The sequence below is a fragment of the Nocardia sp. CA-290969 genome (genome assembly GCF_050936135.1).
Lineage (GTDB): Bacteria > Actinomycetota > Actinomycetes > Mycobacteriales > Mycobacteriaceae > Nocardia.
Genome location: NZ_JBNJNJ010000001.1, coordinates 2,653,599 through 2,664,448, shown reverse-complemented (window position 1 = coordinate 2,664,448; position 10,850 = coordinate 2,653,599). Strand labels below are relative to the sequence as shown.

Annotated in this window: 13 protein-coding genes; 7 read left to right on the top strand and 6 right to left on the bottom strand. The window is 67.1% G+C overall.

What is annotated here, in order from left to right; all coding sequences use genetic code 11:
• Positions 1-416: 416 nt before the first annotated feature.
• Complete coding sequence (locus tag ACQEVO_RS12435) at positions 417-767, bottom strand: hypothetical protein (RefSeq protein WP_432912406.1); 351 nt, start codon at positions 765-767, stop codon at positions 417-419.
• Between the two features lie 174 nt (positions 768-941).
• Between ACQEVO_RS12435 and ACQEVO_RS12430 the strand changes: the two genes are divergently transcribed.
• Both ACQEVO_RS12430 and katG read left to right on the top strand, forming a co-directional pair.
• Positions 942-1,349: a Fur family transcriptional regulator gene (locus ACQEVO_RS12430; protein ID WP_432922617.1), complete on the top strand. Its 408-nt coding sequence runs from the start codon at positions 942-944 to the stop codon at positions 1,347-1,349.
• 27 nt (positions 1,350-1,376) lie between these two features.
• Positions 1,377-3,560: a catalase/peroxidase HPI gene (gene katG / locus ACQEVO_RS12425; RefSeq protein ID WP_432912403.1), complete on the top strand. Its 2,184-nt coding sequence runs from the start codon at positions 1,377-1,379 to the stop codon at positions 3,558-3,560.
• Between the two features lie 76 nt (positions 3,561-3,636).
• On the opposite strand, the gene ACQEVO_RS12420 is transcribed toward katG, so the two are convergent.
• Entirely contained in the window at positions 3,637-4,281 is a 645-nt protein-coding gene (locus ACQEVO_RS12420; RefSeq protein ID WP_432912400.1) for a dihydrofolate reductase family protein, read from the bottom strand.
• A gap of 59 nt (positions 4,282-4,340) precedes the next feature.
• On the opposite strand from ACQEVO_RS12420, the gene ACQEVO_RS12415 reads away from it, so the two are divergent.
• From ACQEVO_RS12415 to ACQEVO_RS12405, 3 genes are all read left to right on the top strand, one after another.
• Positions 4,341-4,877, top strand: a complete 537-nt coding sequence (locus ACQEVO_RS12415; RefSeq protein ID WP_432912397.1) for a winged helix-turn-helix transcriptional regulator — start codon at positions 4,341-4,343, stop codon at positions 4,875-4,877.
• 194 nt (positions 4,878-5,071) lie between these two features.
• A complete protein-coding gene (locus tag ACQEVO_RS12410) occupies positions 5,072-5,956 on the top strand; it encodes an SCO6745 family protein (RefSeq protein ID WP_432912395.1) in 885 nt (294 codons plus the stop codon).
• Between the two features lie 43 nt (positions 5,957-5,999).
• Positions 6,000-6,476, top strand: coding sequence for an OsmC family protein (locus ACQEVO_RS12405; protein ID WP_432912393.1), 477 nt, complete (start codon positions 6,000-6,002; stop codon positions 6,474-6,476).
• A 74-nt stretch (positions 6,477-6,550) separates the two neighbouring features.
• Here the strand turns inward: ACQEVO_RS12405 and ACQEVO_RS12400 are convergent, their stop codons facing one another.
• Both ACQEVO_RS12400 and ACQEVO_RS12395 read right to left on the bottom strand, forming a co-directional pair.
• Positions 6,551-7,090: a hypothetical protein gene (locus tag ACQEVO_RS12400; RefSeq protein WP_432912391.1), complete on the bottom strand. Its 540-nt coding sequence runs from the start codon at positions 7,088-7,090 to the stop codon at positions 6,551-6,553.
• Positions 7,091-7,129: 39 nt separating this feature from the next.
• Complete coding sequence (locus ACQEVO_RS12395; RefSeq protein WP_432912388.1) at positions 7,130-7,777, bottom strand: DUF308 domain-containing protein; 648 nt, start codon at positions 7,775-7,777, stop codon at positions 7,130-7,132.
• A 182-nt stretch (positions 7,778-7,959) separates the two neighbouring features.
• On the opposite strand from ACQEVO_RS12395, the gene ACQEVO_RS12390 reads away from it, so the two are divergent.
• On the top strand, positions 7,960-9,177 hold the full coding sequence (locus ACQEVO_RS12390) for a TerC family protein (protein ID WP_432912385.1): 1,218 nt from the start codon (positions 7,960-7,962) through the stop codon (positions 9,175-9,177).
• Positions 9,178-9,195: 18 nt separating this feature from the next.
• Here the strand turns inward: ACQEVO_RS12390 and ACQEVO_RS12385 are convergent, their stop codons facing one another.
• Entirely contained in the window at positions 9,196-9,555 is a 360-nt protein-coding gene (locus tag ACQEVO_RS12385; protein ID WP_432912383.1) for an MmcQ/YjbR family DNA-binding protein, read from the bottom strand.
• 162 nt (positions 9,556-9,717) lie between these two features.
• Positions 9,718-10,293 (bottom strand): MarR family winged helix-turn-helix transcriptional regulator, encoded by a 576-nt coding sequence (locus ACQEVO_RS12380; RefSeq protein WP_432912380.1) that lies wholly within the window; start codon positions 10,291-10,293, stop codon positions 9,718-9,720.
• A 17-nt stretch (positions 10,294-10,310) separates the two neighbouring features.
• On the opposite strand from ACQEVO_RS12380, the gene ACQEVO_RS12375 reads away from it, so the two are divergent.
• Positions 10,311-10,811 carry a carboxymuconolactone decarboxylase family protein gene (locus tag ACQEVO_RS12375; RefSeq protein ID WP_432912377.1) on the top strand — a complete coding sequence of 167 codons (501 nt, stop codon included), beginning with the start codon at positions 10,311-10,313 and terminating at the stop codon, positions 10,809-10,811.
• Positions 10,812-10,850: the final 39 nt, after the last annotated feature.

The following is a 10,850-nucleotide window of genomic DNA, read 5'->3' as shown; positions in this document are numbered from 1 at the left end:
GCAGGTCACGGCGGTGGCTCGGCCCCGGGTCGGGTGCGGCGAGCAGGAAGCGGACCGTAGTGGAATTCATTGGTTGCACTGGATCGCCTTCTGGGAGGTGGCGTGCCTATGTACCAGTTTGTTCCAGCAGAATTCGCCGACGGCGCTGTCGCCGAATTCGCGCTATGGATTCCCCGCAACCCCGACAATTGGAGGATTCGTCAGTTGTGCCGATCAGTCGGTGAAGACAATCGGACCGGCAGTCGCCGGAACGCGCTGTGCGATCCTACGACCAGCTTGAGAAGGCAATGATAAGCAAGTTTCGGTGAGCGGCGCAACGGGTATTCACTTTACGTGCTCTGTGCAGGGGTGGATCTTCTTCCGGTAACGGGATTCGCCGGTGGGATATTCCTCGATCGACGGGCGGCGATGGGCGTTCAGGGCCGGCGGGCGCCTTCGGGGATGCCGGTGGTGAAAACGCTGTAGAAGAAGTGGCCGGGGGCCAGTTCGTTCATATCGTGCCAGGCGCCCCACGGGTCGCGCTGGTAGAAGTCGGCGAGCCCGGTCCCGTTGTCGTAGCACACGATGCCGGTGGCGCCGAACGGGCTCCAGTACGCCGACGTCCCGGGGCGCGGCAGCTCCAGCGGGGTGCGGAAGAGGTGGTCGCACGGGGTGATCACCGGGTCGTAGTAGGAGGGCTGGGCGGCGGCCGGGGATGCCGCGACGCCGGAGAGCGTGGCGAGGACGCCGAGGGCGGTGATTACCGTGCGGCGGACCGGGGCGCGCATATATCCTCCACTGCCGAGGGGTGGGGCGGGTGTGCTCACGATATCGGTAAGTCGGCGCGGATCGTACCGGGCGATCACCGAGCCCGCGGCTTTTCTGGAGAGATGCTTAGACTTGATTGATTCCAGGAAAGCGGTAAGCTTCGTGCCGTGACCACGACCGCGGAGTTCGAGAACATGCTGCGCGATGCCGCGCTGCGTGTGACCGCACCGCGGCTCGCGGTACTGAACGTCGTGCACGACAACCCCCATTCCGATACCGACACGATCATCGGGCAGGTACGGGAAAACCTCGGTGCCGTCTCGCATCAAGCCGTCTACGACGTGCTGCGTGCGCTGACAACCGCCGGACTGCTGCGCCGTATCCAGCCCACCGGCTCGGTGGCCCGCTACGAAACCCGGGTCGCCGACAACCATCACCACCTCGTCTGCCGGTCCTGCGGCGCCATCGCCGACGTCGATTGCGCACACGGCGCCGCACCGTGCCTGACCGCATCCGACGACCATGGCTACACGATCGACGAAGCCGAGGTCGTCTACTGGGGCCTGTGCCCCGACTGCTCCACGTCGTCCAGCCCGAAATGATGACCCCCTGTAACCGGAAGGAAAGCAGTGTCCGAGACCACCACTGGCCAGTGCCCGTTTACGGCCAAACACCCCACCACGGGTGCCGGCAACCGTGACTGGTGGCCCAACCAGCTCAACCTGAAGATCCTGCGCAAGAACGCGCCCGCCTCGGATCCGATGGAACCGGATTTCGACTACGCCGCGGCGTTCAAAACCCTCGACCTGAACGAGGTCCGCAAGGATATCGCCGAAATCCTCACCACCTCGCAGGACTGGTGGCCCGCCGACTTCGGCCACTACGGCCCGCTGATGATCCGCATGGCCTGGCATTCGGCCGGCACCTACCGCACCATCGACGGCCGCGGCGGCGGTGGTGGCGGCCAGCAGCGCTTCGCGCCGCTCAACAGCTGGCCCGACAACGGCAACCTGGACAAGGCCCGCCGCCTGCTGTGGCCGGTGAAGAAGAAGTACGGCAAGAAGCTGTCCTGGGCCGACCTGATGATCTTCGCCGGCAACGTCGCCCTGGAAACCATGGGCTTCACGCCGTTCGGTTTCGCCGGTGGCCGCGCCGACGTGTGGGAACCGGACGAGGACGTCTACTGGGGTCCCGAATCCACCTGGCTGGGCGACGAACGCTACAGCGGTGAACGCGACCTGGAAAGCCCGCTGGGTGCGGTCCAGATGGGCCTGATCTACGTCAACCCGGAAGGCCCCAACGGCAACCCGGATCCGCTGGCCGCCGCCGTGGACATCAAGGAAACCTTCGGCCGGATGGCGATGGATCTCGAAGAGACCGTCGCGCTGATCGCCGGTGGGCACACCTTCGGCAAGACCCACGGTGCCGGTGACGCCGACCTGGTCGGCGCCGAACCCGAGGGCGCATCCATCGAGCAGATGGGCCTGGGCTGGAAGAGCGCGCACGCCTCCGGTAAGGCCGGCGACGCGATCACCAGCGGTCTGGAAGTCACCTGGACCACCAAACCGGCCCAGTGGACCAACGACTTCTTCGAGATCCTGTTCGGCTATGAATGGGAGCTCACCAAGAGCCCGGCCGGGGCCAACCAGTGGGTCGCCAAGGACGCCGAGGAGATCATCCCCGACGCCCACGACCCGGCCAAGAAGAAGAAGCCGATGATGCTGACGACGGACCTGTCGCTGCGCTTCGACCCCGAATTCGAGCCGATCTCGCGCCGCTTCAAGGACAACCCGGAGCAGTTCGCCGACGCGTTCGCCCGCGCCTGGTACAAGCTGACCCACCGCGATATGGGCCCGATCGAGCGCTACCTCGGCCCCGAGGTCCCGTCCGAGATCCAGATCTGGCAGGACCCGATCCCCGCCGTGGACTTCGAGGTCGTCGACGAGGCCGATATCGCCGCGCTCAAGGAGCAGGTCCTGGCCGCCGGCCTGACCGTTCCGCAGCTGGTGTCCACCGCATGGGCCTCGGCCTCCACCTTCCGCTCCAGCGATAAGCGCGGCGGCGCCAACGGTGCCCGCATCCGGCTGGAACCGCAGAAGAGCTGGGACGTCAACGAACCCGAGCAGCTGGCCACGGTGCTGGGCGCCCTGGAGAAGATCCAGGAATCGTTCAACGCCGCGCAGACCGGCGGTAAGAAGGTGTCGCTGGCCGACCTGATCGTGATCGCCGGCGCCGCCGGTGTCGAACAGGCCGCCAAGGAGGCCGGTGTGCAGGTCACCGTACCGGTCACCCCGGGCCGCAACGACGCCCTGCAGGAACAGACCGATGTCGATTCCTTCGCGGTGCTCGAACCCAAGACCGACGGTTTCCGCAACTACATCGGCAAGGGCCACCGGCTGCCGCTCGAGCACCTGCTGGTCGACCGCGCCAACCTGCTCGGTGTCACCGCGCCGGAGATGACCGTACTGGTCGGCGGCCTGCGCGTACTGGGCACCACCTACAAGCAGTCGACGCTGGGCGTACTGACCGACAAGGTCGGCGCCCTGAGCAACGACTTCTTCGTCAACCTGCTCGATATGGGCGTGGAGTGGAAGTCCACCGACGAACTGCAGGAGACCTTCGAGGCCCGCGATACCGCGACCGGCGAGGTCAAATGGACCGGTACCCGCTACGACCTGGTGTTCGGCTCCAACTCCGAACTGCGCGCCGTCGCCGAGGTCTACGCGGCCGACGACGCCAAGGAGAAGTTCGTCCACGATTTCGTGGCGGCCTGGACCAAGGTGATGAACGCCGACCGGTTCGACCTGGTCTGATCCCGTACACCCGGTGCGCCGGGTGACGGTGCCGAATGCCCCCGGATGTCTTCGGACGCCGGGGGCATTCGGCTGTTCAGCGGCGCCAGAACAGGTGGTGCACGATGCCGCTCGGGCTGGGGACCTTCTCCAGATGGAACCGGTCCAGTAGTTCCTCGGGGCTCTCCCACAAGCGTTCACCGGCACCGAGTTCGTTCGGCGCAACGGCGATGTGCAGGGTGTCGATCAAGTCGGCGGCCAGGAACTCGCGGACCGTCGCCACACCCCCGCCGATCCGCACATCCTTACCGTCCGCAGCGGCGAAAGCCTGCTCCAACGCCTTCTCCGGGGTGGTGTCGAGGAAGTGGAAGGTGGTCTCGCCCCGGGTGAACGACGGGCGCGGATGGTGGGTCAGGACGAAGACGGGGGTGTGGAACGGCGGCTCCTCACCCCACCAGCCCTGCCAGTCGTAGTTCTCCCAAGGTCCGCGCTGCGGCCCGAATTTGTTGCGGCCCATGATCTCCGCGCCGATGTTGCGGGCGAAATCGCGAGTGAAGTAGTCGTCGAGGCCGCGTGTGCCGCCGGGGTCGGTGCGGTTGGGCCAGCTGGCGGTGGCGCCGGCCCACGCCATCATGACCCCCGGATCCGCGTGGCCGAAGGGCCGGTCGAGGCTCTGGCCGGTGCCGGCTCCGTAGCCGTCGGTGGAGACGGTGAAATTCTGCACGCGCACGAGCGGGCTCATCGAAGACTCCTTCTGATTTCATTCTGCAACCAGTTGTGAACCTAGCCTAGACTGATCTCATGATGCAACCAGTTGCTCCGGCGGTGTTGCCCGTGGCACCCGGCAAATCCGGCTGCCCGATCAACATGACCATGGAACTGCTCGGCGACCGGTGGAGCCTGATCGTGCTGCGCGACCTCATGTTCAGCACCAACACCCACTTCCGGGAACTACTCGGCGCCTCCCTGGAAGGGATCGCCTCCAATATGCTCGCCGCCCGGCTCACCAAACTCGTCGACGCCGGACTGCTCAGCCGCGACGACGACCCCAGTCACCGGCAGAAAGTCGAATACCACCTCACCGAAGCCGCCATCCAGCTCGTCCCCCTCATCACCGAACTCGGCGCCTGGGGCGCCCGCTGGCTACCCACCACCCCCGAACTCGCCATCCGCGCACGACTACTCGCCGACGGCGGGCCCGAACTCGGGCAGCGTTTCATGGACGAACTCCGCGAAATCCATGTGCACCGGCGCCCCGCACCCGGCAACGGGGTCCTCGCCGAACTGACCGCCGCATACGAGGAAATCGCCCGCGCCGAAGCGCACCCGCACGCATAACGACACCGGACGGTCCATTCGGCCGCTACGAGCCGGATGGACCGCACGCATTGAGCCACACCAGCTCCCGGCGGCGGCGAATACCCACGGGCACACCGCAACCGACTCCAGGCGACCGGGCCGCACCCGGGCCTGACCGACTGCGCGGACAAGACCGGCCGGCAAGCCCCCCGCCCGGCAGTAGCGTGAAGGATATGACCACCGCACTTCCCGCGTTCGCCCGGCAGGCGTGGCGCCTGCTCGAACCGCTGCACGCCGTCACCTACTTCTCCCCCGAACCGCTCCAGGCATTCAAAACCGCCGGATATCGCGGCTTCTGGATGGGTTACTTCGCCGGCCGCGCCGCACCACTCGGGCCGGTGGGACCGGAGATCGTGCACGCGCTGTTCTACAACTTCACCGTCGACCGGGTCGCGAAAGCGCTACCGTCCGCCTGGGAATTCGCTCCACCGCAGGCGGCGCTCACCGCACGCGAAGAAGGTGCGACCGCCGCCCTGCGCCGCCAGCTCGGCGACCTCGCCGACAGCCCGAGCCTGGCCGCGGCCGCCGAACTCGCCTGCCGCGCCGCGGCCGCGGCCCCGCTGGAGGGCCGGGCACTGTTCGCCGCCAACCGGGCACTGCCCGAACCCACCGACCCGGTCGCGCGCCTCTGGTACGCCGCGACCCTGCTGCGCGAACACCGCGGCGACGGGCATATCGCCGCCCTGCTCGCCGCCGGGGTCGGCGGCCGGGAATCCCATGTGCTGCAAGCACTGGCCAACGGCACCGACCGCGGGATCTACACCGTCTCCCGGGACTACGACGACCAGGAATGGGCCGGTCGCCACGACGCCCTCCGCAGCCGAGGGTGGGCCGGCGACAACGGTCTCACCGACACCGGTGCCGCGGTGAAACACGAGATCGAGGCCCGCACCGACGCGGCCGCCGCCTCCGCCTACACGGTCCTGACACCCGAGGAGCGCGACGAACTGCTGCGCCTGCTGCGCCCGCTCGCGCGGGCCGTGATCGCGGCCGGGGAAATACCCCGGGTCACCCCGATCGGGCTGGACCTGGGCGAGGCCGCGTCGCCGGCACGCTGAAACGAGTCGACGAGCGCCGCCCCGGCCCGGCAGGATCGCGGATATGACGCGCACCCACCACTACGAATGCCGCACCGACTGGACCGGGGCGGGCGACACCGGAACCGTCGACTACCGCTCCTACGAACGCTCCTACATCACGCGGGCGCCCGGCCGCCCGGAGTTGCACGGATCCGCCGACCCCGCATTCCGAGGCGACGACACCCGCTGGAACCCGGAACTCCTGCTGGTCGCCGCACTGAGCCAATGCCACCTGCTGTGGTATCTGCACCTGTGCGCCGTGAACGGGGTGACGGTCCTCGGCTACCACGACGACGCCCGCGCGACCATGGCCGAGACCGGCGACGGTGGCGGGCATTTCACCGGAGCCGAGCTCCGGCCGGTGGTGACAGTCGCCGCCGCCGATATGGTCGAGCGGGCCCGCGAACTACACCACGATGCCGCCGCGAAATGCTTCATCGCGGCCTCGGTCAACTTCCCGGTGACCCACACACCGCAGGTGACGGTGGCCGGCGGGTGAACTCGCCGGACTCACCGGAAACCGCCGAATCGACCCGGCGGTACTCGCGCGGCGTACCCGTCGCCGACCCGCGGCTACCAGACCAGGGTGAGCTCCGGGATACGGACACGGCCGAAGAAACGTTTCGCGATATCACTACCGTCGAAGTTGTAGCCGTTCATGATCTCGGCAAGCTCCGTGGCCAGCTCCTGCAGTTGCGGGCTCACCCGCTCGATACCGTCCTCCACGACCCAGCCCCATTCCCGGGGCACATTGTCGATGGTGATATCGATACACGCGTGATGCGGCAGATCCACCATGATCTCGATCTGCACCGGCGCATCCCCCAGCGGATCCCGCAACGCCGGCTCACCCGCCCGCGAGGGGCGCGCGAACATCAGCCGCGCCAGCGCGATATCCGCGCGGATCATCTCCGCCACCGCCGGCAGATCCGCATGCTTCCCGACCCGATGATGGCGATCACCGTAGGTGCGGTCACCGACGGGCGCATCGCCGCTGCGGGCCAGCAGCCGATCCAGCATCCGCTGGGCTGTCGCCCGCTCGTCGGCCCCGGTATTGGGGTGCTCGATAAGAGCACGCAGGCGCATGATCCGATGGCTCGCAATGATCGCCATAGCAGCAAAGAGTAGCGAAAACCGGACGGATCCGGCGGTTCAGTCGGGGGCGCGTCCCCCCGAACCTCCGGCCTTCGCGATCACCGAGGTCAGATGCTCCTCCGGGCTCAACGCCGCATCCTCCCCGGACGGTACCGCCAGCGGCGAACGCAGCGCCGTCCACACCTCCAGCACCCCGAACACCGTCATACAGCAGCCGGCCACCGCGGCCAGGGTCTCGATACTGCCGAACGGCGCGATCGCGATCACCAGGCCCGCGGTCAACGTCACCAGACCGAACAGCTCCTGTTTCCCGCGGCCGGTCACCTCGTCGTCGTCCCACACCCCCGCCACCGCATGCGCGACCCCGCGCACCGACCACGCCAGCCCCAGCCACATCGCCAGCAGCAGCGTCCAGTTACCCGCCCGGAAGCACAGGGCCGCCGTCACCAACGACACCACCGCCGCCAGCAACAGCAGCGCCCGCGGGAAACGACTCAGCCCACTGCCGAAGGCCACCGCCGCCAGCGACACCGCCCCGCACAGCAGCGAGAACATGAACAGATTGCCCACCACACCCAGCGATTTGCCCGGCCAGGCCACCGTGGCGACCCCGATCACCACCGAACAGATCCCCATGGCCAGCACCGTCTGGCGCACACCCTGACCGAACACCGGAGCGTCCCCCGCTTCCTCGTAGGTCGGCATAGCTGAATGATATGGGCAACCGGCCGGGATTGCCGAACAGTTGCCATAACCAGCGGTATGTCGCGACCCGGCAGCGGCCGCACACGCCCGCGACACCCACCCCGCAAACGGCGCCACCGGACCGATCCGGCACTACAGTCGCAGCCAGACACCTGCCGAGGGCGCCGATCAGGAGGGCCGTCGTGAACGTTCCCGCACTGGCCTGGGCGTGCACCCTCGTCCTGATCGCCGCACTGTTGCTGTTCGACTTCTTCTTCCACGTCCGCAGCGCCCACACTCCGACCCTGTCCGAAGCCGGAATCTGGTCCGCCGCCTACATCGGGATCGCCGTCGCGTTCGGATTCGCGGTCTGGGGATTCGGCGGAACCACGATGGGAGTCGAATACTTCGCCGGATACATCACCGAAAAAGCGCTGTCGGTCGACAACCTCTTCGTCTTCCTGATCATCATGACCACCTTCCGGGTGCCCAGCGCCGCACAGCAGAAAGTGCTCCTCGTCGGAATCGTGTTCTCCCTCATCGTGCGCACCGGATTCATCTTCGTCGGCGCCACCCTGATCAGCCGGTTCTCCTGGGTGTTCTACCTATTCGGTGCCGCGCTGCTCATCACCGCCGGAAACATGCTGCGCCCCGAAGGGGAAGACAGCCACGCCGCCGACAATCTCGTCCTGCGGCTCGCCCGCCGCTTCCTGCGCACCAGCGACACCTACGACGGCGACAAACTGTTCACCACGATCGACGGCCGCCGGCATATGACCCCGATGATGCTCGCGATGGTCGCCATCGGCGGCACCGACGTCCTGTTCGCACTCGACTCCATCCCCGCCATCTTCGGGCTCACCCAGAACGTGTTCATCGTCTTCACCGCCACCGCCTTCTCCCTGCTCGGCCTGCGCCAGCTGTTCTTCCTCCTCGAAGGACTGCTCGACCGCCTCATCTACCTCGGCTTCGGACTCGCCGCGGTACTGGCCCTCATCGGCGTCAAACTCGTCCTGCACGCCTTGCACGAGAACAACGTCCCGTTCATCAACCACGGTGAACCGGTTCCCGTCACCGAAATCTCGACCGGCCTCTCGCTGGCCCTGATCGTGCTGATCCTGCTGATCACCGTCATCGCCTCACTGCTCAGCCCCGCCGGGCGCGCCCAAACCGCGATCGCCAACGCCCGCCGCCACGCCACCCGCTACCTCGACCTCGGCTACGAAGCCGACCAGAGCCTGCGGGAACGCACCTACAACAAGATGCTCGACGAGGAGAAAACCCTCACCGGCCTGCCGGTCAAATACCGGCGGCGCATCCGGGAAGGCGAAAAAGAACTGATCGCACTGCTGAAACGTGCGCACGTCGTGCACGCGGACCGGATCGCCCGGACGGCGGCCGGCCTCCCGCTGCGCATGTGAATCCGGCGCCCGTCACGGCTACTCGTCGAGACGAGCCACCAGCGACTTCGGCGCGACGACTCGATAGGCGTCGGTGACGATTTCGGCGATCTCCGCCCAATCCACCGCAACATCCAGATAGACGCCGAGCCAGCCGCGGTGCCCGACATACGGTGGGCGGAAGAACCGTTCCGGCTCCGCCGCCACCAGCGCCTCCTGCGCACCCGGTGGCGCCGCGCACCAGAAACCCAGGCGATCGTCGTGATGGTGATCGGAATAGGTGACGAACGTTTTCCTACCGCGAATGAACCAGGCCGGCTCACCGTGACTGAGCCGTTCGGAGGTCTCCGGCAGCGCGGTGCACAACCGGCGTAGACGCGGCAAAGGGTCCTCGGCCATGGGGTCACGGTAGCGCCCGTGCCACCACTACGGCGTTCGGAACGGACCCGGCTCGGCGCCGCGCCCGCGGGCACCGCGATACACCTCCCCGCCGGATGCCCGCGGCCGGGCGGAGCCGGTGGATTATGGATACCGCTGGCCTGCGCTAACGCGAAGTCCCGGTTAACTCGTTTTGCCCGCCTTCACCACGTTGGCGACTGGGCAGTTACCCTCGCTACGGCCGCACGCGGCGAAGTCGCAGAGGCGGCACAGCCAAGGTTGTGGGCGGTGATCGGTGCGGGTGGAGCGTTCCTCGGCTCTGGTGAGGGTCACCGTGGTCAACATCGTGTCCAGCGCTGCTGCAAGATTGTCGATCTCGTTCGGAGACAATGCGGACAGTGCGGTCGCCAGTGACTCCTCGCGCGTTTGAAGTATCCGTTCGGCCGTATGCCGGCCATGTCGGGTCAGGACAACGGAGACAGCCCGTCCATCCTGTGCCCCGACGCGCTCGACGAGGCCTTCGATGGCGAGGCGGTCGACGAGACGGACGGTGCCCGAGTGGGTCAGGCCGAGCACGGAACTCAGCTGCGTGACCGATCCGCCGTCGAGGAACTCGTGCAGCGCTGTGAGGGCGGCGGGGGCCGACGGGCCGAGCGTCGCAATCGCTTCTACGGCGGTGTTCATCCGGTCGGCGATTACGAGGCTCAAGGCACCCAGGACGTTGGCCACGTGCCGGCGGCTTGACTTGGTTTGCGGCATAGCTCTACTTTACATGTATGAGTCATACATATTCTTCAGAGAAGCGCGGCGAGTCGACGACGGAACCCGTGGAAGCGCGGATGAAGAGCGTGGCGAATCTCGACTTGATCACTGGTATCCAGCATCTTCAAAAAGCGGTTCAGGCCGGTGGCGTCGACCCGCTCGTGCGCGAGCTGGTCCATCTGCGGGCCAGCCAGATCAACGGCTGCAGCCCGTGTGTGTTCGCCGGCGTCCAGGAGGCGAAGAAGCATGGAGAGACCGAGGAGCGGCTGCACAGCGTGGTCAGCTGGCGGGAGACCCCGTTCTTCACCGAGAAGGAGCGGGCAGCCCTCGCGCTGGCCGAGGCCGCCACCCGGATACAGGACGGCTCGCCGGGCGTGACCGACGAGATCTGGGACGCTGCCGCCACCCACTTCGACGAGAAGCAGATCTTCGCGATCATCCTGAATATCGCACTCACCAACTTCTTCAACCGGATCAACCACACGATCCGGGAGCAGGCCGGCAAGACCTGGTGAAGGCGGGCGGCGACCGTCCAGAGGTGGCGGTGGTCGACG